The following is a 24,595-nucleotide window of genomic DNA, read 5'->3' as shown; positions in this document are numbered from 1 at the left end:
TTACCTCAGAGCGCTTCCGCGCCCGAAATGATTTCGATGAGTTCCTTGGTGATCTGTGCCTGGCGCTGACGGTTGTAGGAGAGCGTCAGCTTGTTGATCATGTCACCGGCATTGCGCGTCGCGTTGTCCATTGCAGACATCTGCGCGCCATAGAAGGAAGCGTTGTTTTCAAGAAGTGCACGGAAGATCTGCACTGCGATGTTCTTCGGCAGCAGGTCTTCCAGGATTTCCTGTTCGCTCGGCTCGTATTCGTAGAGTGCGGCAGAACCGGCATCCGGCTGTGCTGCATCCCTGACGTCGAACTTTGCGGGGATGATCTGCTGGGCAGTTGCCACCTGTGCGATAACCGACTGGAAGCGCGCAAAGAAAAGCGTCGCAACGTCGAATTCGCCGGCGTTGAACAGCTCGAGCACCTTGTGGGCCACTTCGTCGGCCTGGACGAAACCAAGCTGCTTGACTTCGCGGAAGGTCACGTAGTGGACGATGTTGTCCTTGAACGTACGGCGAAGCACGTCGTTGCCCTTGCGGCCGACGGTCAGGATCTTGACCGTCTTGCCCAGTGCAATCAGCTTCAGTGCATGCTCGCGTGCCAGACGGACGATCGAGGAGTTGAAGCCCCCCGCCAGACCACGCTCGCCGGTCGCAACGATCAGGAGATGAACCTGATCCTTGCCTGTCCCGGACAAGAGAAGCGGTGCTTCGGCATTGCCGGCATTGGCAGCCGTGAGGCTGGCCAATACCTTGGTCATACGCTCCGCATAAGGACGGGCAGCCTCGGCCGCCTCCTGTGCACGGCGCAGTTTCGCAGCGGCGACCATTTTCATCGCCCTGGTGATCTTCTGCGTCGCCTTGACGGAGGCGATCCGGTTTTTCAGATCCTTAAGTGAAGGCATCCGTTATCGGTCCTCGATCTAGATCCGTTTTAGGCGAAAGACTTGGCGTAGCTGTCGAGAGCTGCCTTGAGCTTTGCCTTCGTGTCGTCGGAAACCTGCTTCTCGCTGCGGATCGTTTCGAGAACCGCCTTGCCTTCGGAACGAAGGTAGGAAAGCAGACCCTGCTCGAACTTGCCGACATCGGAAACCGCGATCTTGTCGAGGTAGCCGTTGACGCCCGCAAAGATCACCGCAACCTGTTCTTCGGTCTTCAGCGGCGAGAACTGCGGCTGCTTCAGAAGTTCGGTCAGGCGTGCACCGCGGTTAAGCAGGCGCTGGGTCGAGGCGTCGAGGTCGGAGCCGAACTGCGCGAACGCAGCCATTTCACGATACTGGGCAAGCTCGCCCTTGATCGAACCGGCAACCTGCTTCATCGCCTTGATCTGCGCGGCCGAGCCAACGCGGGACACCGACAGACCGACGTTAACGGCCGGACGGATACCCTGGTAGAACAGGTCGGTTTCAAGGAAGATCTGGCCATCGGTGATCGAGATCACGTTGGTCGGAATAAACGCCGAAACGTCGTTACCCTGGGTTTCGATAACAGGCAGAGCCGTCAGCGAACCGGAGCCACGCTCGTCGGAGAGCTTTGCAGCGCGCTCAAGAAGACGCGAATGCAGGTAGAAGACGTCGCCCGGATAAGCTTCGCGGCCCGGAGGACGACGCAGCAGCAGGGACATCTGACGATAAGCGACGGCCTGCTTCGAAAGGTCGTCATAAGCGATCAGCGCGTGCTGACCGTTGTCGCGGAAGTATTCGCCCATCGCGCAACCGGCGAACGGAGCAAGATACTGCATCGGTGCAGCGTCGGATGCTGTCGCAGCAACGATGATCGAGTAAGGCAGGGCGCCGCGTTCTTCGAGAACCTTGACGAACTGGGCAACCGTCGAGCGCTTCTGGCCGATGGCCACGTACACGCAGAACAGCTTGTCGTTTTCCGGGCCGGTCTCGTGGATCGCCTTCTGGTTCAGGAACGCGTCGAGAATGATCGCGGTCTTGCCGGTCTGACGGTCGCCGATGACGAGCTCGCGCTGGCCGCGGCCAACCGGGATCAGAGCATCGATGGCCTTGAGGCCGGTCGACATCGGTTCATGAACCGACTTGCGCGGGATGATGCCAGGAGCCTTGACGTCGACGCGCGAACGGCGGGTCGCGTTGATCGGGCCCTTGCCGTCGATCGGGTTGCCGAGCGCGTCAACGACGCGGCCGAGCAGTTCCGGACCGACAGGAACGTCAACGATGGCGCCGGTCCGCTTGACGGTGTCGCCTTCCTTGATGTTACGGTCGGAGCCGAAGATAACCACGCCGACATTGTCGGATTCGAGGTTCAGCGCCATACCGCGGACACCGCCCGGGAACTCGACCATTTCACCAGCCTGGACATTGTCGAGGCCGTAAACGCGAGCGATACCGTCACCGACGGACAGAACCTGGCCGACTTCAGAAACTTCGGCTTCCTGGCCGAAGTTCTTGATCTGGTCCTTGAGAATTGCGGAAATTTCCGCTGCACGGATATCCATCAGCCGACCTCTTTCAATGCAAGCTTAAGGGTGGAAAGTTTGGTGCGAAGGGACGTATCGATCTGACGCGACCCGACCTTGACGATCAGGCCACCGAGGATCGACGGATCGATCGTAACGGCGATTGTCACATCCTTGCCGGTGACGCCCTTCAGCGCCGACTTAAGTTCAGTTTCCTGCGCTGGGGTGAGCGCGTGGGCAGACGTTACCTCTGCGGTAACCTCGCCACGATGCTCGGCAGCGATTTGGCGGAAGCTGCGGATCATGCCCGGAAGCGCAAACAGACGGCGATTTCCGGCAACGACCTTGATGAAGTTGAGAACGGCACCGGTGATGCCAGCCTTTTCGGCAACGGCTGTCACCGCGTTCTGCTGATCGTGGGCGGAAAACACCGGGCTTGCAACCAGACGCCGAAGGTCTTCGCTCTCATCCAGCAACGCCTGAAACCGATCGAGATCGGCGCTGACTTTATCGATGGAACCGGTTTCGAGCGCGAGCTCAAAAAGCGAAGAAGCGTAACGCTCTGCGACACCGGAAATAAGCGGGGACGTGTCAGCCACGGGCACAGTTTCCCTGAATTGCCATCCAAGCGCTGTGCCCTTCTTTAGAGGATCAGCAAGACCTTGAAAATATTTGATTTTTAATCAGAACCAGCGAGGCCTCCACCCCACCCTTTCCGACTTTCGCGGTCCGTCTAGCATAGGATGTAGGGACTCGCAACACGGGAGAGGCGGGAAAACGCCCCTGGGACTAGAGCTTGAGTCGTTTTTATGTCGGACACCGCTGGAATTGACCGCGTCTGAGATGAACACTCTTGATTGGAAAGCTCAGAGATAGCCGAAGACATAGGCGAGCGGGCCGGCTGAAAGGACAACTTGTAGTAGGAAAATCAGCGTGTTTTTCACAGTTGCGCCACGATCGAAAGCAAACGAGACCAGCCTTCCGAATGCCCCCAGACCAAGCACGATGCCGAGCACCATATAGAACCAATCCTGGGCAAAGATGATCGGCACGACACCGAGGCCGACATACTGAGCGCCGGCGGCCCGCACCGATCCGTATCCCTCCGGCCGGACATCGCCGATCCTGAACGCTGAAAACCGCAGAGAGGGTCCGGGGAACAAAAGGATGAGGAGCCCGATGAGAGCCGTTGCGGCAGCGCAGACAAAAGCCAGCTGCTCGCCGGTCTCGGTGGGGAAATACAGTTCCATGAAATCCTCGAATCGTTCTTGTGCGGCGATTTTATCGAAAGCAGTAAACAACTCGCAAAGATCAGGTCAGAGAAAGCTCTGCGGATCGATATCGAGCTGGATCTGCACCGTACCACGCACCTTCGGGCCGGCCGACATCATCGCCTTCAGGAAAGCCTGCATGTCGGAATTGCGCCGTCCATGCACCAGAAGCCGGAAGCGGTGGCGACCGCGCACCAGTGCGAGCGGCGCTTCCGCCGGTCCGAGCACGGAAATGCCGGTCACCCTTGGTGCGGCCGCCCGCAATCCGCGGGCGTGGGTTTCCGCATCGGCCCGCGTATCGGCCGAAACGATCAGCGACGCAAGCCGCCCGAACGGCGGCAGGATCGCCTTCTCGCGCTCAGCGATCTCACGCTCGTAGAAGGCGCCCGCATCGCCGGAGACGATCGCCTGCATGACGGGATGCTGCGGCTGGAAGGTCTGGATCAGGCCGTGGCTCTTCAACCCTGTTCGCCCGGCGCGGCCCGTCACCTGGCTGAGCAGCTGGAACGTCCTCTCGGCCGCCCGCGGGTCTCCGTTCGACAGACCGAGATCCGCATCGACGATGCCGACCAGCGTCATCAGCGGAAAGTTATGGCCCTTGGCCACCAGCTGCGTACCGATCACGATATCCACATCGCCCTTGGCGATCGCATCGAGCTCCATACGAAGCCGCTTGACGCCGCCGAGCAGGTCCGACGACATGACGATCGTGCGCGCCTCCGGGAAATGCTTCTCCACCTCTTCCGCGATCCGCTCCACGCCCGGCCCGCAGGCGACGAGGTGGTCGAACGTCCCGCATTCCGGGCAGGCTTCCGGCGTATGTTCGTGATAGCCGCACTGATGGCACTGGATCTGGTTTCTGAAGCGATGCTCCACCAGCCAGCTCGAACATTGCGGGCACTGGAAGCGGTGGCCGCAGACACGGCAGAGCGTCAGCGGCGCATAGCCGCGACGGTTCAGAAACAGCAGCGACTGCTCGCCGCGCTCCAGCGCCTTCTTCATGCCGCGCAGGAGAATGGGCGAGAGGAACCCACCGCGTTCCGGCGGATGGCGGCGCATGTCGACGAGATGCAGGTCCGGCAGTGCTGCATCACCAAAGCGGGTCGGCAGGTGGACCGTCGTGTAGCGCCCGGAGAGCCCGTTGACCTGGCTTTCCACTGAAGGCGTCGCCGACACCAGCACGATCGGAAAATCGCCGATGCGGGCCCGCACCACCGCCATGTCGCGGGCATTGTAGAAGACGCGGTCCTCCTGCTTGTAGGCAGGGTCGTGCTCTTCGTCGATGACGATCAGCCCCAGATCCTCGAACGGCAGGAACAGAGCCGAACGGGCCCCGGCAACCACCCTCACCTCCCCCGTCACGACGCCGCGCCAGACTTTCTCACGGATACGGGGGGATAGATCCGAATGCCATTCGGCAGGCTTTGCCCCGAACCGCTGCTCGAACCGATCGAGAAAGCTCGACGTGAGTGCGATTTCCGGCAACAGGATCAGAACCTGCTTGTCTTGTCGGAGCGCCTGGGCAATCGCCTCGAAATAGACTTCCGTCTTGCCGGACCCGGTGACGCCATCGATCAGCGAGGCGGCAAACCCGCCGGCGCTAACCGAAGCGACGATCTCTTCGGCCGCTCCCTTTTGAGGTCCCTCGATGCGGGGCGCAGTATAATCCGGGTCAGGCCGTGCCACGACAGGCGGCGGCGGCAGGAAAATCGTGTCGAACACACCCTGCTTGATCAATCCGTCAACGACGCTCAGGGAAACGCCGGCCGCATGCGCAAGGCCGCTGCGGGTCCAGGGCGCTTCCTGCTCTTTCGCAAGGTCCAGCACCCGGGTTCTGGCCGGTGTCAATCGCGCCGGCTCGCCGCCCACAAAGCGCAGACCCTCCACCATTGGTTCCGGATCGAGCGCTGCCGGCGCCCGGATCGCCATGCGGGCCACGAAACCCGGCGGCGACAGCGTGTAGGCCGAGACCCAGTCGACGAAATCGCGCATCTCCTTGGAGAGCGGCGGGCAATCGAAAGCGAGCGTGATCGGTCGAAGCTTCTTCGGGTCGAGCGTGCTGTCGTCTGCGCCATCCCACACGACGCCGATCATCTGGCGTGGGCCGACCGGCACCTGCACGACCGAACCGGGCACAACAGTCAGTCCCTCGGGCACGGCATAGCTATACGGACCCGGCACCGGCAAAGGCACCAGGACCGGCACGACGGCCGCGACGGGCTTATCGAGGAGCGGACCGAACAGGTCGGACGAATCTGTGTCCATGGCGGGACCATGCCCAAAACCGGAACGAAAGGGAACCGCTGTTTGGCGCTCCCCGCCGTTGACGACACACATCGCGGCGTGAAATTTAGGTTGTATCATAAATAAATATTAACTATAGGTAGAGCCCTAACCGGAGTGGGGGCTACGGATGTTCTGCAAGTCGATGACGACGCTTGTCGTGCCTGCTATTCTGCTGGCCGGCTGCAATATTCATCCTCTGCCAGAGGATTTCTCCAAGCCGGATACGACCTACCAGATTGTCGCCAAGGTGCGCTGCGAGGCGCGCGATGCCATCCGCGAGATCGCCACGGGGCTACTGCGCGAATACGGATCCCCGGCGGAGAAGCAGCTCTCTGCAGAGCTTCTAGCCGGGACGGTAACCTATGCCGATGCTTTCACACGCCGCTACAGCCCGGACATCAGTCTCTATTTCGACCGCTATGCCAAGTCGTTCATCGCTTACGACTTTCAGCTCAACATGACAGAAATGGACAGCCACGGGTTTTCGTTGGGCCTGCTCAACCCGTTCTCGAACGGCACCCGCAGTCTCGGACTGGGCAGCAGCGTCGATCTGTCCCGCCAAAACAACCGCAGCTTCCGCGTCACCGATGAATTTGCGAAGCTGGCGACCGAGGTCAACGATTTATACTGTGCGCCGAAAGCGAGAAGCGGCAACCTCATCTACCCGATCGTCGGACGGATCGGCTTGAAGGAAACGCTCGAGACATTCGTGTGGCTTAACGAGAAAGGCAATCTCAAAGCCCCAAGCGGCACCGACGTGATCACCATGGCCGATACGCTGGAATTCTCGACCACGCTGAAGGGAAATATCGATCCGAAGATCGAGCTCAACCCGGTGACCTCAGGTGTCACGATATCGAGCCTCGGCATGACGAATTCCGCGTCGCGCATCCACAAGCACCGGCTGCTGTTTGCACTCTCCATGCCGACGCTGACGGAAGAGAAAGAGAAATTGAGACAAAAACCGAAGCCGCAGAAGATGACGCCGACGGCGCCCGCGCGGCCGAGGCAACAGCCTGCGACATCGGCAGTGTCTGCGACCGAAGAGCGGGCAATCAAAGAGCTCGATCGCCAGCAGTATCTACGCCTGAACCGGGGCCTGGAGCGCTTCCTCGAGGACTACTGATTGTGGCGCAAACTGCGCGTCGCCATCGGCGGCAAGTCCGAACACCGTATGCCGCTCCAGCGCCTTGGTGACCTCGACGACGTCACCCTCCAGCTGGTCCGGTTGGATCATGTGTCCGATGGTGAAATCGAACTGGTTGCCCTTCTTGTTCAGGAGTTCATGGAACACCGTCATGTCGCGCAGCTCGGTCGACCATTTGGCAAGCCAGTAGAACAGCCCGGAATTGCGCGCCGTCATGTGGACAGGCAGGATCGGCAGATTGTATTTGCGGGCAAGTCCGACGGCGGAGGTCTTCCAGGGACGCTCGTTCAGCCGGCCATTTTCCCAGTAGGCGATGCGGCCGGATGGGAACAGGATCATCACCTTGCCCTCCTCGACCGCCTTGTTGGTGAGAACCAGCGTCTCGCGGGTCTTGAGTTTGCTCTTGTGATCGTCTCGCCATTCGACGGGAATGATCATCTCGGCAAAACGCGGATTGACCCGCACCGCATCGCGGTTGGCAAACACCATCAGGTCGGGCCGGCGAGATTTCAACAGGTCGAACACGGCGACGCCGTCGGCAATGCCGGTTGGGTGGTTGCTGACGAGGATGAAACCGCCATTTTCGGGGATCCGCTCCTCGTTTTTGACCGAAAGTTTCAGCTTCAGATGCTCGCTCAGATATTCGAAACACTGGTAACCGGATTTCGGCGCGATGTCGTCGGCGAACTCGATCGCTCGGCCGTAGCGCAGCAGCGTATAGAGAAACGGACGCATGACCGGCCAGAACGGACTGCCGACGATCCGCTTGCCCCGCTCGGCGATGAGGGTATCGACGATGTGGCCCGGACGCCCTTGAGATACGCGTGCGATGGCTTCGGCGACCTGGCCGAAGCTCGTCATGGAATCACGGCGGTCCATTAAAACTCCTTGAAGCGGGTCCCAACTGGAGCAGGCCCGCATGATATTACGATGGCAGGGTTACCGTGCCTTTAGGGATTCCGTAACGATGCTGGGAGCAATCTGGGGCGGCATGCCACGGAAATCAACGTCGCCCTCATGAACGAACTGCTCATTATCGCCGCCCCCGATCTTCTCGAGAGGCGCCGCGAATGGCTGGAAAGCCTGAGTGGCGAGCGCCGGCTCTCGCCCAACACGCTCGATGCCTATGAGCGCGACACCCGGCAATTCCTGACTTTTCTGACCACGCACCTCGCCGGACCGCCGACGATTTCGGATATCCATACGCTGCGTCCGGCAGACTTGAGAAGTTTTCTGGCAGCACGGCGGCGCGAAGGCTCCGGTGCGCGTTCTCTCGGCCGTCATCTCGCGGGGCTGCGCTCGTTCCTGCGGTACCTGGAGCGCAAGGGACTGGTGAATGCGGCAGCCGCCGGCGCTATCCGTGCCCCGCGTCAACCGAAATCGCTGCCGAAGCCGCTGACCGACGCCCAAGCCCTCAACATCGTTACCTCAGAGGCGCAACTGCACGAGGAGCCGTGGATCGCGGCACGCGACGCGGCCATCCTGACGCTGCTCTATGGCTGCGGACTTCGCATTTCGGAAGCGCTTGGCCTGACGCCCGCCGATATCGATGCAGGCGCCACCTCGCTTCGCATTCTTGGCAAAGGCGGCAAGACGCGGATCGTGCCGCTGCTTCCCGTCATTCTCGAAGCTGTCGAAACCTATAGGAAACTCTGCCCCTACCATCTGTCCGCCGATGCCCCGATGTTCCGTGGTGCGCGCGGCAAGACTCTGCAGCCGGCGATCATCCAGCGCGAGATGCAGAAGCTCAGAAGCGCGTTCAACCTGCCCGACAGCGCCACCCCGCATGCGCTGCGCCATTCCTTCGCGACCCATCTTCTGGCCGGAGGCGGCGATCTGCGCACGATCCAGGAACTGCTGGGACATGCCAGCCTTTCCACCACGCAGGTCTATACGGGCGTCGATACGTCGAGACTGCTCGAAGTCTACGATCGCGCCCATCCAAGGGCATGAACCCATCCTTAACCACATCGGTTAAGCCGCTGTTCGAGCAGTCCCGCTAGGGTGAGCCCTACAATTGGGACTGATGACATGATCCGCAGCATTTTCGCCGGCACAATCCTTCAACGCGCCCAGACGGCTGCGCTTTGGTTGCTTGCCGCCCTGCACGTTCTGCTGCTGGCCTCGGTCTGCCTCGTGATCACCTCGCTTGCCGCACGCGCGGAGACGCCGGCCTGCACCGGGCGGGACCTGATCGCGGAGATGAAGGCCAACGATCCGGCCGCCTATCGGCAGGTTGTCGCAGAGGGCGAAAAAATCCCCAACGGCCGCGGCATCTTCTGGAAAATCGAGAAAGCCGGCCTCCCCCCGTCCTACCTTCTCGGCACCATGCATGTGACCGATCCACGCGTTCTGAAAATGCCTGAGGGCGCAGATGCCGCGCGCGAGGAAGCAAAGACTATCGTCGTCGAGTCAGACGAAGTGCTCGACGAGCAGAAGGCAATGGCCGGCATGCTGTCCAAGCCGGAGCTGACGATGTTTACCGATGGCACCTCGATCGAGAGCCTGCTGACGAAGGATGATCTCGCACTTCTCAGCGATGCCCTGAAACAGCGCGGCGTGCCGCTCGCTGCCGTCTCAAGAATGAAGCCCTGGCTGCTGATGGGCCTCGTCTCGATGCCCGCCTGCGAGATGGCCCGCAAGACCCAGAACACCCCTTTCCTCGACAAGCAGCTGGCGCTGGATGCGGCGAAAGCCGGCAAGTCGGTGAAGGGGCTTGAGACCTTTGCCGAGCAGCTTTCGACGTTGGCTGCCATTCCGGTCGATATCCACATGAAGTCGCTGATCGAGGCGATCAAGCTCGGTCCCAAGCTGGACGACGTGTTCGAGACGATGACCGGGCTCTATCTGTCCGGCGACATGGGCATGACCATCCCCTTCCTGAAGACCGTCGTGCCTGAGGGCGAGGACGATGATAGCGGCTATGCCGAATTCGAGGAACTGGTGGTGCGCAAGCGCAACCTGCTGATGGCCGAGCGCGCATCCCCTATCCTTAACGAAGGCAGCACCTTCATCGCCGTCGGCGCACTGCACCTGCCGGGCGTTGACGGTCTCGTCGAGCTGTTGCGCAAGCAGGGTTTTACAGTCACCGCTGTGAACTGAGCCCTCTGGCGAGGGACGTACACCCGTCAACCGGACACAAAAAAACCGGCCCTGTTACGGGGCCGGTTTTCCGATGCGATATTGTCGCCGATCACATATGGATCGGCTTGGCAAAGGTCGCGAGTGCGGCTTCCTTCACGGCTTCCGACAGGGTCGGGTGAGCGTGGCAGGTCCGGCCGAGATCTTCGGACGAACCGCTGAATTCCATCAACACGGCAATCTCGTGGATCATGTCGCCGGCGCCGAAGCTGACGATATGGCCGCCGAGAACGCGATCGGTTTCCTTGTCGGCGAGGATCTTGACGAAGCCGTCGGTGGCGAGCATTGCGCGGGCGCGACCGTTCGCCGTGAACGGGAACTTGCCGACCTTGTAGGCGATGCCTGCAGCCTTCAACTCTTCTTCCGTGCGGCCGACCGATGCCACTTCCGGCTGGGTGTAAACGACAGACGGAATGACGTCGTAATTCACGTGACCGTGCTGGCCGGAGAGGATTTCTGCGAGAGCGACGCCCTCGTCTTCGGCCTTGTGCGCCAGCATCGGACCCTTCACCACGTCGCCGATCGCGTAGATGCCGGCAACATTGGTCTTGTAGCCGCCGTCGATTTCGACGCGACCGCGATTGTCGAGCGCAACGCCTGCTTCTTCGAGGCCAAGGCCTGCTGTGTATGGCTTGCGGCCGGTGGAGATCAGCACGACATCGGCTTCGAGGCTGACGGCTTCGCCACCCTTCACCGGCTCATAGGTGACCTTGGCGCCTGAAGCAGTCTTCTCGACGCCGGTAACCTTGGCTTCGGTACGGATGTCCATGCCCTGCTTGGCCATCATGCGCTGGAACTGCTTGGAAACGTCCGCATCCATCGAGCCGAGCAGCTTGTCGAGATATTCGATCACGGTAACCTTGGCGCCGAGACGCGACCAGACCGAACCGAGCTCCATGCCGATGACACCGCCGCCGACGACGATCATGTTGGCCGGGACCTTGTCTAGCGTGAGACCGCCCGTCGAGGAGACGATGACCTTCTCGTCGATGTCGACATTGACGCCCGGGATGCCCGCAACGTCGGAGCCGGTGGCGATGACGATGTTCTTCGTCTCGATTTCCTGGACCTTGCCGTCTTCGCCGGTGACCGAAACCTTGCCGGCCGAAACGATCTTGCCGGTGCCGATGAAGCCGTCGATCTTGTTCTTCTTGAACAGGAAGGCGACGCCGTCGGTGTTCGACTTTACCGTCGCATCCTTGTGAGCCATCATTTTCGAAAGGTTCAACGTCGGTGCCGGAACCTCGACACCCAGTTCTTCCACGCCATGCGCCACATGCGCAAACATTTCCGAAGCATGCAGCAGCGCCTTGGACGGAATGCAGCCGATGTTGAGGCAGGTACCGCCATAGGTGGACCGCTTTTCGACGACAGCGACCTTGAGGCCGAGCTGGGCCGCCTTGATTGCGCAGACATAGCCGCCCGGGCCAGATCCGATTACGACAACATCATAAGCCATCAGACTATCCTTTTGATTGAGCAGGAGGCGGTCACACGAACAGTGCGATCATCATCAGCGCGAGGCCGACGAGGCTGACCAGCCATACAAGCGAGCGGACATAGGGAATGCCCTTGAGATAAAGTGGAATGTAGACGATCCGCGCCACCAGCCAGACCGCAGCCCCGAACAGCCCGAAGCCCGACGAGTCACCCGTGAGGATCATCGCCAGGAGAAGGCCGATAAAGGCAGGATAGGTTTCCTGGTAGTTTCGCGAAGCGCGGGCCGCACGACCGGCCATCACGCTCTTGGGTTCGTTGTCGCCGTCCCGCGGACCGGCATTCCATGCCGTGCCGCGATCCTTGGTGGCGAAATTCCCCTGCAGCAGAATATGCACGAGAAGCAGGACGACGCTCAGGCACAGAAGTACCAGGAGGTAAGTCGCATTGGCTGAAGCGGCGTCCATTTTGCTCTCCGCAAATTACAGATCGAGAACCAGACGTTCCGGATCTTCCAGGCTTTCCTTGACGCGCACGAGGAAGGTGACCGCTTCCTTGCCGTCGACGATGCGGTGATCGTAGGACAGTGCCAAATACATCATCGGACGGATCACGACCTGGCCGCCGATCGCAACCGGACGCTCCTGGATCTTGTGCATGCCGAGAATGCCCGACTGCGGCGCGTTGAGGATCGGCGACGACATCAGCGAACCGTAAACGCCACCATTGGTGATGGTGAACGTACCGCCCTGCATGTCTGCCATCGACAGCGTACCATCGCGGGCAGCCTTGGCGAGACGACCGAGTTCCTTTTCGACGCCAGCGATCGAGCGCTGGTCGGCATCGCGGATGACAGGAACGACGAGACCCTTGTCGGTGCCGACGGCCATGCCGACGTGGCAGTAGTTCTTGTAGATAAGGTCCGTGCCATCGATCTCCGCGTTAACGGCCGGCAGTTCCTTCAGCGCGTGCGTGACCGCCTTGGTGAAGAAGCCCATGAAGCCAAGCTTCACGCCATGCTTCTTCTCGAACACGTCCTTGTATCGGTTGCGAAGGTCCATCACAGCCTTCATGTCCACCTCGTTATAGGTGGTGAGCATGGCGGCGGTGTTCTGCGCATCCTTGAGGCGCTTGGCGATCGTCTGGCGCAGACGCGTCATCTTCACGCGCTCTTCGCGCGATGCATCGTCAGCCGACGAGACCGGGCGGGGAGCAGCCGGAACCGAAGCCGGTGCGGCAGGAGCCGCCGGGCCCTTGGAAATGGCAGCGATCACATCGCCCTTCAGCACCTGACCGCGCTTGCCGGAACCGTCGACATCCGAAGTGGAGATGTTGTTGTCGGCAGCAACCTTGGCGGCAGCCGGTGCTGGCGGCATGGACGATCCGCCGGCAGGCGCTGCAGCAGGTGCCGGGGCAGCAGCTGCGGGTTCGGCAGCCTTCGCCGGAGCAGCTTCCGCCGGCTGTGCAGCCGGTGCGGCAGTGCCGGCACCTGCACCGCCGGCCGAGATCTGGCCGAGCAGCGCGTCGAGGCCGACGGTCTCGCCGTTCTGGGCGACGATCTCTGTCAGAACGCCGGAGGCTGGAGCTGGGACTTCGACGGTAACCTTGTCGGTTTCCAGTTCGACCAGCGGCTCATCGGCCTTGACCGTGTCGCCGACCTTCTTGAACCAGGTGCCGACGGTTGCCTCGCTGACGGACTCGCCGAGGGTAGGGACGCGGATTTCGGTGGCCATGATCTATTTTCCGTGTTTGTCAGATATCGTTTCGGAGCAATTGGTGGAGACGGCTGAAAAATCAGCCGCCGAGAGCGTCTTCGAGGAAGGCTTCCAGCTGTGCCAGATGCTTGGACATCAGGCCGGTTGCAGGCGATGCTGCTGCCGGACGGCCCGTGTAACGGACGCGCTGATACTTGGCATCGATATGCGCCAGAACCCATTCCAGATACGGATCGATGAACGACCACGAACCCATGTTCTTCGGCTCTTCCTGGCACCAGACCATTTCCGCATTGCGGAAGCGGCTGAGCTCGTTGATGAGCGCCTTGGCCGGGAACGGATAGAGCTGTTCGATGCGCAGCAGGTAGATGTCGTCGATGCCGCGCTTTTCGCGCTCTTCCAGCAGATCGTAATAGACCTTGCCCGAGCACATCACGACGCGACGGATCTTCGCATCCTTCTGCAGCTTAATCGGACCGTCCTTGATCATCTCCGCGTCGTCCCACAGCAGACGGTGGAACGAGCTTTCGCCCGCCATTTCCGCCAGCGTCGAGGTCGCGCGCTTGTGGCGCAGCAGCGACTTCGGCGTCATCAGGATCAGCGGCTTGCGGAAGTCGCGCTTCACCTGACGGCGCAGGATGTGGAAGTAGTTTGATGGCGTCGTGACGTTTGCGACCTGCATGTTGTCTTCGGCGCACATCTGGAGCCAGCGTTCCAGGCGGGCGGAGGAGTGCTCCGGACCCTGCCCTTCATAGCCATGCGGCAGAAGGCAGACGAGGCCGGACATGCGCAGCCACTTGCGTTCGCCCGATGAGATGAACTGGTCGAACACGACCTGCGCACCGTTGGCGAAGTCGCCGAACTGGGCTTCCCAGAGCGTCAGCGCGTTTGGACGCGCCAGCGAGTAGCCATATTCGAACCCGAGCACTGCCTCTTCCGACAGCATCGAGTTGATGACTTCGTACTTGCCCTGGCCAGCCTGCAGGTTGGAAAGCGGGATGTAGCGCTCTTCGGTTTCCTGATCGTAGAGAACCGAGTGACGCTGGGAGAACGTGCCGCGTTCGCAATCCTGACCCGAAAGACGGATCTTCGTGCCTTCGACGGTCAGCGAACCGAACGCCAGCGCTTCCGCCATGGCCCAGTCGATCCCCTCACCGGTCTCGATCATCTGCGCACGGTTATCCATGAAACGCTTGATCGTGCGGTGGGCGTTAAAACCTTCCGGAATGGTCGAAAGCTTGCGACCGATCTCTCTCAGATCCTTGATCGGCATCGCGGTCTTGCCACGACGCTGCTCGTCGGCATTGTCGGCGGAACGCAGGCCGGACCACTGGCCGTCAAGCCAGTCGGCCTTGTTGGGCTTGTAGCTCTGGCCGGCCTCGAATTCGGTTTCGAGATTGGCTCGCCAGTCGGCCTTCATCTTCTCGAATTCGCCTTCGGTGATGACACCTTCGCCGATCAGACGTTCGGCATAGATCTCCGCCACGGCCTTGTGCGCGCGGATGACCTTGTACATCTTCGGCTGCGTGAACGCAGGCTCGTCGCCTTCGTTATGGCCGAAGCGGCGGTAGCAGAACATGTCGACCACGACCGGCTTGTGGAACTTCATCCGGTATTCGATGGCGATCTTGGCCGCGTAAACGACCGCTTCCGGATCGTCACCGTTGACGTGGAAGATCGGCGCCTCGATCATCTTAGCAACGTCCGACGGATAAGGCGACGAACGCGAGAAGCCAGGATTGGTGGTGAAGCCGATCTGGTTGTTGATGATGACATGCATCGTGCCGGCCACGCGGTGGCCGCGCAGACCCGACAGGCCGAGAATTTCAGCCGTCACGCCCTGGCCGGCAAAGGCCGCATCGCCGTGCAGCAGCAGCGGCAGAACCTTGGCGCGCTCGGACAGCGGAATGATGTTGTCCTTGTCCCAGACCTTGGTCAGCATGTCCTGCTTGGCGCGAGCCTTGCCCATGACGACAGGGTTAACGATTTCCAGGTGAGACGGGTTGGCGGTCAGCGACAGGTGAACCTTGTTGCCGTCAAATTCACGGTCCGACGAGGCACCCAGATGGTACTTCACGTCGCCCGAACCCTCGACTTCGTCGGGCTTGAACGAACCGCCCTTGAACTCGTGGAACACGGCGCGATGTGGCTTACCGAGGACGTTGGTCAAGACGTTCAGACGACCGCGGTGGGCCATGCCGAGGATGACTTCCTCGAGGCCTTCCTGACCGCCGCGCTTGATGATCTGCTCCAGCGCCGGGATAAGCGATTCACCGCCATCCAGGCCGAAACGCTTGGTGCCCTTGAAGCGCACGTCGAGGAACTGCTCGTAGCCTTCGGCTTCGACCAGCTTCGAAAGGATTGCCTTCTTGCCTTCAGGCGTGAACGTGACGCCCTTGGCGGGACCTTCGATACGCTCCTGGATCCAGCCCTTTTCCTCGGGGTTGGACATGTGCATGAATTCGACGCCGATGGTCGAGCAATAGGTGCGCTCGAGGATCTCGATCATTTCGCGAACGGACGCGTATTCAAGGCCGAGAACGTTGTCGATGAAGATCTTGCGATCGTAATCGCTCTCTTCGAAGCCGTAGGACTTCGGCGACAGCTCGTTGTAATCGTCGACCGGGCTCGCGATCCCGAGCGGATCGAGCTTGGCATGAAGGTGGCCGCGCATGCGGTAGGCGCGGATCATCATGATGGCGCGAACGCTGTCGCGGGTCGCCTGCAGAACGTCGGTCTGCTGCACCGGCTGGCCGGTCACTGCAGCGGATGCTTCCGCCTTCGCCTTGACCTTGGTCTCGATCGCCTTTTCGACGATCGGCCAGTTGCCGTCGAGTGCCGAGATCAGATCGCCATTGGCGGGGATCGGCCAGTTCGAACGTTTCCAGGAGGCGCCCTGCGCGGCCTTCCTGACATCTTCGGGGCTGTCTGCCAGCGCCTTGAAGAAGGCCTGCCATTCCTCGGAAAGCGACGTTGGATCACTTTCGTAGCGCCCATAGAGCTGCTCGATATAGGCAGCGTTCGCACCATCGAGGAAAGACGTGATGAGGAACTGTTCGTTGGCTTCTTGCCGTGCCATTGCTTCCCGCGGGCGCCGCGCCCGCCTCCTGACCTGATCGGCACCGGATGAATTGACCGGAAACCGCATTCTCTGACGTATGGCTCGATACCGCTGCGAGCGGCGCCGCTCTTTAGTAGACCTACCTCGGGTAGACCTACCCTTGAGCGACTTACCCGCAGGTCGCATGCAGCAACCCGCGGGTCATTTGATGTCTGGTCCATCGCCGTCTATCTATCGGCGATGGGTGACCTTTATGTGGCGTTAGCCCTTGAGGACTTCAACCAGCGTCGTGCCGAGACGTGCTGGCGAAGGCGAAACCTTGATGCCCGCTGCTTCCATGGCAGCGATCTTGGATTCCGCATCGCCCTTGCCGCCGGAAACGACAGCGCCGGCATGGCCCATGGTGCGGCCCTTCGGAGCGGTCCGGCCGGCGATGAAGCCTGCCATCGGCTTCTTGCGGCCCTTCTTGGCTTCGTCGATCAGGAACTGTGCCGCTTCTTCTTCAGCCGAGCCGCCGATTTCGCCGATCATGATGATCGACTGCGTGGCTTCGTCTGCGAGGAACATTTCCAGGATGTCGATGAACTCGGTGCCCTTGACCGGATCGCCGCCGATGCCGACAGCCGTCGTCTGGCCGAGGCCTTCGTTGGACGTCTGGAACACGGCTTCATAGGTCAGCGTGCCGGAGCGCGACACGATACCGACCGAACCCTTGCGGAAGATCGAGCCCGGCATGATGCCGATCTTGCATTCTTCCGGCGTCAGAACGCCCGGGCAGTTCGGGCCGAGCAGGCGCGAGTTGGAACGGTCGAGGCGAGCCTTGACGCGAACCATGTCCATGACCGGAATGCCTTCGGTGATGCAGGTGATGAACGGGATCTCGGCTTCGATCGCCTCGATGATCGCGTCAGCAGCCCCTGCCGGCGGAACGTAGATCACGGACGCATCGGCGCCGGTCTTTTCCTTGGCTTCGGCGACAGTCGCATAGATCGGCAGGCTTTCGCCCTTCGAACCGGTCCAGGTTTCGCCACCCTTCTTCGGATGGATACCGCCGACCATCTGCGTGCCGTAGTAAGCAAGCGCCTGTTCGGTGTGGAATGTGCCGGTCTTGCCGGTCAGGCCCTGAACCAGGACCTTGGTATTCTTGTTAACGAGAATAGACATTATCAGGTCCCCAGATTAGGCTTTGATCGCCGCGACGATCTTCTTTGCAGCGTCGTCGAGATCGTCAGCAGCCGTGATCGCGAGACCCGATTCGTTGAGGATCTTCTTGCCCAGCTCGACATTGGTGCCTTCGAGGCGCACGACGAGCGGAACCGTAAGGCCGACTTCCTGAACCGCTGCGACAACGCCTTCGGCGATGACGTCGCACTTCATGATGCCGCCGAAGATGTTGACGAGGATGCCCTCGACCTTCGGGTCAGCCGTGATGATCTTGAAGGCTGCAGCGACCTTCTCCTTGCCGGCGCCACCGCCGACGTCGCAGAAGTTTGCAGGCTCTTTGCCGTACAGCTTGATGATGTCCATCGTCGCCATGGCGAGACCGGCGCCGTTGACCATGCAGCCGATGTTGCCGTCGAGCGCTACGTAAGCGAGGTCCCACTTGGAGGCTTCGATTTCCTTGGCGTCTTCTTCCGACTCGTCGCGCAGCGCCTTGACGTCGTCATGGCGGAAGATCGCGTTGCCGTCGAAGGACATCTTGGCATCGAGAACGCGCAGGTGATCGTCCTTCATGACGATCAGCGGGTTGATCTCGAGGAGCGCCATGTCCTTCTCGTTGAAGGCCTTGTAGAGCAGCGGGAACAGCGACTTTGCGTCTTCTGCGGCAGCACCCGAAAGTTCGAGCGCCGAAGAGATCGCAGCGATGTCTGCTTCCGTCACGCCGGCTTCCGGATCGATCGCGATCGTGTGGATCTTCTCGGGCGTGTCGTGAGCGACAGCTTCGATGTCCATACCGCCTTCGGTCGAAACGACGAAGGCAACGCGACCGACCGAACGGTCGACGAGCAGCGAGCAATAGAGTTCGCGGGCAATGTCGGCACCGTCTTCGATGTAGAGGCGGTTGACCTGCTTGCCGGCATCACCGGTCTGCGCGGTTACCAGCGTGTTGCCGAACATTTCCTTGGCATGGCTCTTGGCTTCATCGATCGAGAAAGCCAGGCGAACGCCGCCCTTGGCTTCCGGTCCGAGTTCCTTGAACTTGCCCTTGCCGCGGCCACCTGCGTGGATCTGGCTCTTGACCACGTAAAGCGGACCCGGCAGCTGCTTTGCAGCAGCTTCGGCTTCTTCTGCGGAGAAGATTGCAACACCTTCCGCAACCGGTGCGCCATAACCCTTCAGGAGGGCCTTGGCCTGATATTCATGAATGTTCATCGACGTATCCTTAAATCCGTGCGCCCGAAGGCGATTACTTCAGCGCAGGCGCGATATTGATGCAGGCTTCGCAGAGAGCCGAAACAGCGCCGACCGACTTTGCGAAGGCAGCTTCTTCGTCCTTGTTGAATTCGACTTCGATGATCCGCTCGATGCCGCCGGCACCGATGATCGTGGGAACGCCGACATACATGTCCTTCACGCCGTACTGGCCGGACAGGTAAGCAGCAGCAGGCAGAACGCGCTTCTTGTCCTTGAGGAAGGATTCGGCCATTTCGATCGCCGAAGCGGCCGGTGCGTAATAGGCAGAACCGGTCTTCAGCAGGCCGACGATTTCTGCGCCACCGTCACGGGTGCGCTGGATGATTTCTTCAAGACGCTCGGCAGTGACCCAACCCATCTTGACGAGATCGGTCAGCGGAACGCCGCCGACGGTCGAGTAGCGAGCGAGCGGCACCATCGTGTCGCCGTGGCCGCCGAGAACGAAAGCCGTGACGTCCTGGACGGAAACGTTGAACTCTTCCGACAGGAACAGGCGGAAGCGAGCCGAGTCGAGCACGCCAGCCATGCCGACGACCATGTTCTTCGGCAGGCCGGAGAACTTCTGCAGAGCCCAGACCATCGCGTCGAGCGGGTTGGTGATGCAGATGACGAAAGCGTTCGGGGCGTATTTTTTGATGCCGGCGCCGACCTGTTCCATCACCTTCAGGTTGATGCCGAGCAGATCGTCGCGGCTCATGCCGGGCTTGCGGGCAACACCGGCAGTGACGATGCAGACATCAGCGCCTTCGATGGCGGAATAGTCGCTGGCACCGGAAAGCTTGGCGTTGAAGCCTTCGACGGGACCGGACTGGGCAATATCGAGGCCCTTGCCCTGCGGGATGCCGTCGGCAATGTCGAAGAGGACGATGTCGCCCAGCTCCTTCAGGCTGGCAAGATGTGCCAGCGTGCCACCGATCATGCCCGAACCAATAAGTGCAATTTTCTTGCGCGCCATCGAAAAGCTTCCTCTCAAGACTTTACCTGCGTCAAGTCATAGCAGGTTCACGTGCGGCGCCACCGATAGCGCCATATCGGAAAAATCGCAATCGATTATTTCGGAGTGATATTTTTCAATCGGTTAGATATCAATTACCTTACGTAAACGTAAGAACTTCTGTCATGAAAGTGTCAGGCTTCTTGACGCTTTGCGTTGTGCAGAGCGAGGTAATCGGCGCTCCGCATCTCCCAGAGACGGGAGATTGTTCGATCGAACTCGAACCCCTCGGTGCCGCGCTTCTCCAACAAAAGCTGATCCGGTTCGCTCGCGGCGGAGACGTAGAGTCTGACCGAATGGTCGTAGAACGCATCGACGAGATTGATGAAGCGCTTGGTTGCGTTGCGCTTTTCGGGTCCGAGCTGCGGGACGTGCTCAATGAAGACAGCGTCAAAGCGATCGGCGATCGCCAGATAGTCCGACGCGCCTAGCGGTTGTTCACACAAGTCCGAGAAGCTGAACCGTGCAGCCCGGCCGGACGCCAGCGGCACCTTGATGGTGCGACCTTTCATCGGCAACTCGACAGGGCTCGCCTTCTCGCCGTCGATCACCTGATGCCAGGTGTTTTCGATCGCGAGATCCGCCTGGGGGCTGAGAGGCGTCACATAGACGGGCAGGCTCGCCAGCTTCTGCATCCGGTAGTCGGTTGGCGAGTCCAGCGTGACGACATCCACGTAGCGGCCGAGCAGCGCGATGAACGGCGTGAACAGACCACGGTTGAGGCCATCCCTGTAGAGATCGTCGGGGGCTACGTTCGAGGTCGCGACGAGAACGCATCCAAGGCCGAACAATTCCGTGAACAGACGTGCAAGGATCATCGCATCGGTGATATCGGTCACCGAGAATTCGTCGAAGCAGAGAAGCTCCGCTTCTGCGAACAGGGCCGCAGCGATCGGCGGCACCGGATCTGCCTGTTTCGTCTCGCCGCGTTTCAGCTTTTGACGGTGCTCGTGGATACGTCCATGCACGTCGGCCATGAATTCGTGAAAGTGCAGACGCCGCTTTTTTGCGATGGATGCCTTCTTGAAGAACATGTCCATCAGCATGGTCTTGCCGCGACCGACGCTGCCATGCACATAAAGCCCGCGGATTTCCCGCGGCTTGCCGCCACCGCGGGCAAACAGCCAGCCGAGAGCACTCGTCTTCTTGGCTGGCTTCGTGTCTCTGAAGCATTTGAGTATGTGGTCGAGCTTGGCGGCCACCTGCATCTGCGCAGTGTCCGGCGTCAGCACCCCGGACGCCGCCAGTGCCTTCAGCTCTTCACCGACGCTCGATGTGTAGTCCGGGATCGGCTCCACCCTGCCGCCTCCGCAGACCGTTTACCGGCTGAGACCGAGAGGCTGGCCCGAATTGGTGGTGCCGTCGAAACGGGTATCGCCGCTCTTGTAGACGCGGCCGATGACGTCGCCGGCGCGGTTCTTGAACTGAACCATCTTGCCCGACACTTCCCACGAACCCATCGTCGTCAGTTCGCCGGAGCAGCCACGGGTGCCGCCGCGCGATCCGCTGCCGAGATTGGTGAGCGTCAGGAACATGTCGCAGGACGAGCCGCCATTGGCAACGCGCCAGTTGCCGACCATCTGCTGCTTGGTAATATCGAGAGCATTGGCAGGTGCCGCAGCATTCGGATCGACGGATGCCATCTGCTGGCCACCCTGAGGCGCCGTCGGATATTGGGCTGCACCACCCGGAGGTGGAAGCTGGCCGCCCTGCACACCCTGAACAGGCTGTGCCTGAAGCGGCGCGGGCCGGGAGGGCTGTGCTGGCAGATCAGCATAAGAGGAGGTATTGGACGTCCGCTGGCAACCGGCAAGAGCCAGCGCAAGAACAACGCCTGTCGCCACATATCTGAACTGCATCACAAAACTCCTGCTTTCAGCCGCATCTCTGCATGGAACTGATCCATTCAATTGAGACGGAATTACCGTAAAAGGACTTAGTTAATCAAGTCATACCGGCGCTATTTGGCGAAGGCACGACAACTGTCACGATTACGCGAGCTGTTTTAATCGAAAAATCCCGACCGTGCGTCTGCAGGGTCGGGATACTGTAAGGTTTTACTAGACGCGGCGCTCGACCATCATTTTCTTGATTTCGGCAATCGCCTTGGCAGGGTTCAGACCCTTCGGGCAGGTCTGCGCACAGTTCATGATCGTGTGGCAGCGATAGAGCCGGAACGGATCCTCGAGATTGTCGAGGCGTTCGCCCTTGGCTTCGTCTCTGGAGTCGATCAGCCAGCGATAGGCCTGCAGCAGAACAGCTGGACCGAGATAGCGGTCGCCGTTCCACCAGTAGCTGGGACAGGATGCCGAGCAGCAGGCGCAGAGAATGCACTCGTAGAGGCCATCGAGTTTCTGGCGGTCGTCGTGGCTCTGCTTCCATTCCTTGGCAGGTGTCGGCGAGACGGTCTTCAGCCAGGGCTCGATGGAGCGGTGCTGGGCGTAGAAGTTCGTCAGATCCGGAACCAGATCCTTGACCACGGGCATATGCGGCAGCGGATAGACTTTGACCGTCCCCTTCACGTCGTCCATGCCCTTGGTGCAGGCAAGCGTGTTGGTGCCGTCGATGTTCATGGCGCAGGAACCGCAAATGCCTTCGCGGCACGAACGGCGCAGTGTCAGCGTCGGGTCGATATTGTTCTTGATGTAGAGAAGACCATCGAGAACCATCGGGCCGCAGTCGTCGATATCGATGTAGAACGTATCGATGCGCGGGTTCTGGCCGTCATCCGGGCTCCAGCGGTAGACGCGGTATTCCCGGACGTTCGTGGCACCATCCGGCTTCGGCCAGACCTTGCCTTCGGTCATCTGGGAATTCTTGGGCAGAGCGAGTTCAACCATGTTCCAGTTTCCTCAGATCAATACACGCGCGCTTTCGGCTCGATCTTGTAAGGATCGATGCCGTCGGCGATCAGGTCCGTGTGGACCGGGCGATAGTCGAGCTTCACGTCGCCAGCGTCGTTGACCCAGGCAAGCGTGTGCTTGCGCCAGGTCACATCGTCGCGGCCGGAAAACGCGCCGTCCGTATAGTCCTCGCGTGCATGAGAGCCGCGGCTCTCCTTGCGCGCTTCGGCACCGTAGACCGTGGTGATCGCGTTCGCCATCAGGTTATGCAGTTCGAGCGTTTCGACGAGATCCGAGTTCCAGATCATCGAATGGTCGGTCACCTTCACGTCGCGCATTTCGCCCCAGATTGCCGACATGCGCTTGCAACCGGATTCCAGCGACTCCTGTGTGCGGAACACGGCGGCATCATCCTGCATGGTGCGCTGCATCTTGTCGCGCAGGATCGCCGTCGGCGTCGAGCCGCTGGCGTGGCGAAGGCTGTCGAAGCGGTCCATGATCTTGTCGCAGGCGGCCGTGTTCAGTGCCGGGATCGGTCCTTCGCGGTCGATCACCTGGCCGGCGCGGATGGCGGCAGCACGGCCGAACACGACGAGATCGATCAGCGAGTTGGAGCCGAGACGGTTGGCACCGTGCACCGAGGCGCAACCCGCTTCACCGACGGCCATAAGGCCGGGCAGGATGCGTTCCGGATTGTTGGCGTCTGCGTTGAGCACCTCGCCCCAGTAATTGGTGGGAATGCCGCCCATGTTGTAATGCACGGTCGGCAGAACCGGGATCGGCTCTCGCGTCACGTCGACGCCCGCAAAGATCTTGGCGCTTTCGGAAATGCCGGGAAGACGTTCGTGCAGGACGGCCGGATCGAGATGGTCGAGATGCAGGAAGATGTGGTCCTTGTTCTTGCCGACGCCGCGGCCTTCGCGGATTTCCAGCGTCATGCAACGCGAGACCACGTCACGCGAAGCAAGGTCCTTCGCGGAGGGCGCATAGCGCTCCATGAAGCGTTCACCCTCGGAATTCACGAGGTAGCCGCCTTCGCCGCGTGCACCCTCGGTGATGAGACATCCCGAACCATAGATGCCGGTCGGGTGGAACTGGACGAATTCCATGTCCTGAAGAGGCATGCCGGCACGCGCCACCATGCCGCCGCCGTCGCCGGTGCAGGTATGGGCAGAGGTTGCCGAGAAATAGGCGCGGCCGTAACCGCCGGTCGCGAGAACCACCATCTTGGCGGTAAAGCGATGGATCGTGCCATCGTCGAGGTTCCAGGCAACGACGCCGGTGCAGCGACCGTCATCCGACATTATCAGGTCGAGCGCGAAATACTCGATGAAGAATTCCGCGTTGTGCTTCAGCGACTGGCCGTAGAGCGTGTGCAGGATGGCGTGGCCGGTGCGGTCGGCGGCGGCGCAGGTGCGCTGCACCGGCGGGCCGGCACCGAAATTCTGCATGTGGCCGCCGAACGGGCGCTGGTAGATCTTGCCTTCTTCGTTACGCGAGAAAGGCACGCCGTAGTGCTCGAGTTCGTAGACGGCCTTCGGCGCTTCCATGACCATGTACTGCATGGCATCGACATCGCCGAGCCAGTCGGAACCCTTGACCGTGTCATAGAGGTGCCACTGCCACGAATCGGGCGTCATGTTCTGCAGCGAGGCGGCAATGCCGCCCTGTGCGGCGACGGTGTGCGAACGGGTCGGGAAGACCTTGGTGATGCAGGCCGTCTTGAAGCCCTGTTCGGCCATGCCGAGCGTGGCGCGCAATCCTGCACCGCCGGCACCCACGACGATCACGTCGTAGGAATGGTCGACATAGGTATAGGCCTTGCCGGTCTGAGAGGCGCCTGAAGCGATGGGGGTGACGGATGCCATGACG

At 60.8% G+C, this 24,595-nt stretch carries 20 protein-coding genes; 3 read left to right on the top strand and 17 right to left on the bottom strand.

Features of this window, described 5'->3' with window-relative positions:
- Positions 1-5 precede the first annotated feature (5 nt).
- From ACQY1L_RS16710 to ACQY1L_RS16690, 5 genes are all read right to left on the bottom strand, one after another.
- Positions 6-893: a F0F1 ATP synthase subunit gamma gene (locus tag ACQY1L_RS16710; RefSeq protein ID WP_430241874.1), complete on the bottom strand. Its 888-nt coding sequence runs from the start codon at positions 891-893 to the stop codon at positions 6-8.
- A 29-nt stretch (positions 894-922) separates the two neighbouring features.
- Positions 923-2,452 (bottom strand): F0F1 ATP synthase subunit alpha, encoded by a 1,530-nt coding sequence (gene atpA, locus ACQY1L_RS16705; protein WP_430241872.1) that lies wholly within the window; start codon positions 2,450-2,452, stop codon positions 923-925.
- Positions 2,452-3,018, bottom strand: coding sequence for a F0F1 ATP synthase subunit delta (locus tag ACQY1L_RS16700; RefSeq protein WP_062581709.1), 567 nt, complete (start codon positions 3,016-3,018; stop codon positions 2,452-2,454). The genes atpA and ACQY1L_RS16700 overlap by 1 nt, the downstream gene beginning before the upstream one ends.
- 261 nt (positions 3,019-3,279) lie before the next feature.
- Positions 3,280-3,663 carry a DUF4345 domain-containing protein gene (locus ACQY1L_RS16695; RefSeq protein WP_184654586.1) on the bottom strand — a complete coding sequence of 128 codons (384 nt, stop codon included), beginning with the start codon at positions 3,661-3,663 and terminating at the stop codon, positions 3,280-3,282.
- A 66-nt stretch (positions 3,664-3,729) separates the two neighbouring features.
- A complete protein-coding gene (locus ACQY1L_RS16690; protein ID WP_174197131.1) occupies positions 3,730-5,949 on the bottom strand; it encodes a primosomal protein N' in 2,220 nt (739 codons plus the stop codon).
- Positions 5,950-6,097: 148 nt separating this feature from the next.
- Between ACQY1L_RS16690 and ACQY1L_RS16685 the strand changes: the two genes are divergently transcribed.
- On the top strand, positions 6,098-7,096 hold the full coding sequence (locus ACQY1L_RS16685; RefSeq protein ID WP_062462522.1) for a hypothetical protein: 999 nt from the start codon (positions 6,098-6,100) through the stop codon (positions 7,094-7,096).
- Here ACQY1L_RS16685 and ACQY1L_RS16680 read toward each other — a convergent pair.
- Positions 7,052-7,996, bottom strand: coding sequence for a GNAT family N-acetyltransferase (locus tag ACQY1L_RS16680; RefSeq protein ID WP_430241869.1), 945 nt, complete (start codon positions 7,994-7,996; stop codon positions 7,052-7,054). The genes ACQY1L_RS16685 and ACQY1L_RS16680 overlap by 45 nt on opposite strands.
- Before the next feature lie 138 nt (positions 7,997-8,134).
- Here ACQY1L_RS16680 and ACQY1L_RS16675 point away from each other — a divergent pair, with 138 nt between their 5' ends.
- On the top strand, positions 8,135-9,070 hold the full coding sequence (locus tag ACQY1L_RS16675; RefSeq protein WP_062581699.1) for a tyrosine recombinase XerC: 936 nt from the start codon (positions 8,135-8,137) through the stop codon (positions 9,068-9,070).
- Between the two features lie 78 nt (positions 9,071-9,148).
- A complete protein-coding gene (locus tag ACQY1L_RS16670) occupies positions 9,149-10,219 on the top strand; it encodes a TraB/GumN family protein (RefSeq protein WP_430261902.1) in 1,071 nt (356 codons plus the stop codon).
- Between the two features lie 91 nt (positions 10,220-10,310).
- Here the strand turns inward: ACQY1L_RS16670 and lpdA are convergent, their stop codons facing one another.
- The 11 genes from lpdA to sdhA all read right to left on the bottom strand — a co-directional run bounded on the left by lpdA (position 10,311) and on the right by sdhA (position 24,591).
- A complete protein-coding gene (gene lpdA, locus ACQY1L_RS16665; protein WP_430241867.1) occupies positions 10,311-11,717 on the bottom strand; it encodes a dihydrolipoyl dehydrogenase in 1,407 nt (468 codons plus the stop codon).
- A gap of 31 nt (positions 11,718-11,748) precedes the next feature.
- Positions 11,749-12,162: an MAPEG family protein gene (locus ACQY1L_RS16660; protein ID WP_062462506.1), complete on the bottom strand. Its 414-nt coding sequence runs from the start codon at positions 12,160-12,162 to the stop codon at positions 11,749-11,751.
- 15 nt (positions 12,163-12,177) lie between these two features.
- The gene (gene odhB, locus ACQY1L_RS16655; protein ID WP_430241864.1) at positions 12,178-13,428 is read right to left on the bottom strand and encodes a 2-oxoglutarate dehydrogenase complex dihydrolipoyllysine-residue succinyltransferase; all 1,251 of its coding nucleotides are present in this window, start codon (positions 13,426-13,428) and stop codon (positions 12,178-12,180) included.
- Positions 13,429-13,489: 61 nt separating this feature from the next.
- Entirely contained in the window at positions 13,490-16,489 is a 3,000-nt protein-coding gene (locus tag ACQY1L_RS16650) for a 2-oxoglutarate dehydrogenase E1 component (RefSeq protein ID WP_062581691.1), read from the bottom strand.
- Between the two features lie 243 nt (positions 16,490-16,732).
- The gene (gene sucD, locus ACQY1L_RS16645; RefSeq protein WP_174197137.1) at positions 16,733-17,635 is read right to left on the bottom strand and encodes a succinate--CoA ligase subunit alpha; all 903 of its coding nucleotides are present in this window, start codon (positions 17,633-17,635) and stop codon (positions 16,733-16,735) included.
- A gap of 15 nt (positions 17,636-17,650) precedes the next feature.
- Positions 17,651-18,844 carry an ADP-forming succinate--CoA ligase subunit beta gene (gene sucC / locus ACQY1L_RS16640; protein WP_430241862.1) on the bottom strand — a complete coding sequence of 398 codons (1,194 nt, stop codon included), beginning with the start codon at positions 18,842-18,844 and terminating at the stop codon, positions 17,651-17,653.
- 34 nt (positions 18,845-18,878) lie between these two features.
- Positions 18,879-19,841 (bottom strand): malate dehydrogenase, encoded by a 963-nt coding sequence (gene mdh / locus ACQY1L_RS16635; RefSeq protein ID WP_092659322.1) that lies wholly within the window; start codon positions 19,839-19,841, stop codon positions 18,879-18,881.
- Between the two features lie 173 nt (positions 19,842-20,014).
- The gene (zapE, locus tag ACQY1L_RS16630; protein ID WP_430241860.1) at positions 20,015-21,178 is read right to left on the bottom strand and encodes a cell division protein ZapE; all 1,164 of its coding nucleotides are present in this window, start codon (positions 21,176-21,178) and stop codon (positions 20,015-20,017) included.
- A gap of 21 nt (positions 21,179-21,199) precedes the next feature.
- Entirely contained in the window at positions 21,200-21,739 is a 540-nt protein-coding gene (locus ACQY1L_RS16625) for a protease inhibitor Inh/omp19 family protein (protein ID WP_062581681.1), read from the bottom strand.
- Between the two features lie 201 nt (positions 21,740-21,940).
- Positions 21,941-22,720 carry a succinate dehydrogenase iron-sulfur subunit gene (locus ACQY1L_RS16620; protein WP_062462483.1) on the bottom strand — a complete coding sequence of 260 codons (780 nt, stop codon included), beginning with the start codon at positions 22,718-22,720 and terminating at the stop codon, positions 21,941-21,943.
- 17 nt (positions 22,721-22,737) lie between these two features.
- Entirely contained in the window at positions 22,738-24,591 is a 1,854-nt protein-coding gene (gene sdhA, locus ACQY1L_RS16615) for a succinate dehydrogenase flavoprotein subunit (protein WP_092659318.1), read from the bottom strand.
- Positions 24,592-24,595 lie beyond the last annotated feature (4 nt).

The sequence above is a fragment of the Neorhizobium sp. DAR64862/K0K3 genome, assembly GCF_050500185.1.
Taxonomy (GTDB): domain Bacteria; phylum Pseudomonadota; class Alphaproteobacteria; order Rhizobiales; family Rhizobiaceae; genus Neorhizobium; species Neorhizobium soli.
Note: the sequence above shows the minus strand (reverse complement) of the source record. Positions and strands in the feature narration are given on the sequence as shown.

Bases quoted from the DNA above. Each gene is read 5' to 3' on its own strand.
- ACQY1L_RS16710 (WP_430241874.1), bottom strand. From the start codon at position 893: ATGCCTTCACTTAAGGATCTGAAAAACCGGATCGCCTCCGTCAAGGCG.
- atpA (WP_430241872.1), bottom strand. From the start codon at position 2,452: ATGGATATCCGTGCAGCGGAAATTTCCGCAATTCTCAAGGACCAGATC.
- ACQY1L_RS16695 (WP_184654586.1), bottom strand. From the start codon at position 3,663: ATGGAACTGTATTTCCCCACCGAGACCGGCGAGCAGCTGGCTTTTGTC.
- ACQY1L_RS16690 (WP_174197131.1), bottom strand. From the start codon at position 5,949: ATGGACACAGATTCGTCCGACCTGTTCGGTCCGCTCCTCGATAAGCCC.
- ACQY1L_RS16685 (WP_062462522.1), top strand. From the start codon at position 6,098: ATGTTCTGCAAGTCGATGACGACGCTTGTCGTGCCTGCTATTCTGCTG.
- ACQY1L_RS16680 (WP_430241869.1), bottom strand. From the start codon at position 7,996: ATGGACCGCCGTGATTCCATGACGAGCTTCGGCCAGGTCGCCGAAGCC.
- ACQY1L_RS16675 (WP_062581699.1), top strand. From the start codon at position 8,135: ATGAACGAACTGCTCATTATCGCCGCCCCCGATCTTCTCGAGAGGCGC.
- ACQY1L_RS16670 (WP_430261902.1), top strand. From the start codon at position 9,149: ATGATCCGCAGCATTTTCGCCGGCACAATCCTTCAACGCGCCCAGACG.
- lpdA (WP_430241867.1), bottom strand. From the start codon at position 11,717: ATGGCTTATGATGTTGTCGTAATCGGATCTGGCCCGGGCGGCTATGTC.
- ACQY1L_RS16660 (WP_062462506.1), bottom strand. From the start codon at position 12,162: ATGGACGCCGCTTCAGCCAATGCGACTTACCTCCTGGTACTTCTGTGC.
- odhB (WP_430241864.1), bottom strand. From the start codon at position 13,428: ATGGCCACCGAAATCCGCGTCCCTACCCTCGGCGAGTCCGTCAGCGAG.
- ACQY1L_RS16650 (WP_062581691.1), bottom strand. From the start codon at position 16,489: ATGGCACGGCAAGAAGCCAACGAACAGTTCCTCATCACGTCTTTCCTC.
- sucD (WP_174197137.1), bottom strand. From the start codon at position 17,635: ATGTCTATTCTCGTTAACAAGAATACCAAGGTCCTGGTTCAGGGCCTG.
- sucC (WP_430241862.1), bottom strand. From the start codon at position 18,844: ATGAACATTCATGAATATCAGGCCAAGGCCCTCCTGAAGGGTTATGGC.
- mdh (WP_092659322.1), bottom strand. From the start codon at position 19,841: ATGGCGCGCAAGAAAATTGCACTTATTGGTTCGGGCATGATCGGTGGC.
- ACQY1L_RS16625 (WP_062581681.1), bottom strand. From the start codon at position 21,739: ATGCAGTTCAGATATGTGGCGACAGGCGTTGTTCTTGCGCTGGCTCTT.
- ACQY1L_RS16620 (WP_062462483.1), bottom strand. From the start codon at position 22,720: ATGGTTGAACTCGCTCTGCCCAAGAATTCCCAGATGACCGAAGGCAAG.
- sdhA (WP_092659318.1), bottom strand. From the start codon at position 24,591: ATGGCATCCGTCACCCCCATCGCTTCAGGCGCCTCTCAGACCGGCAAG.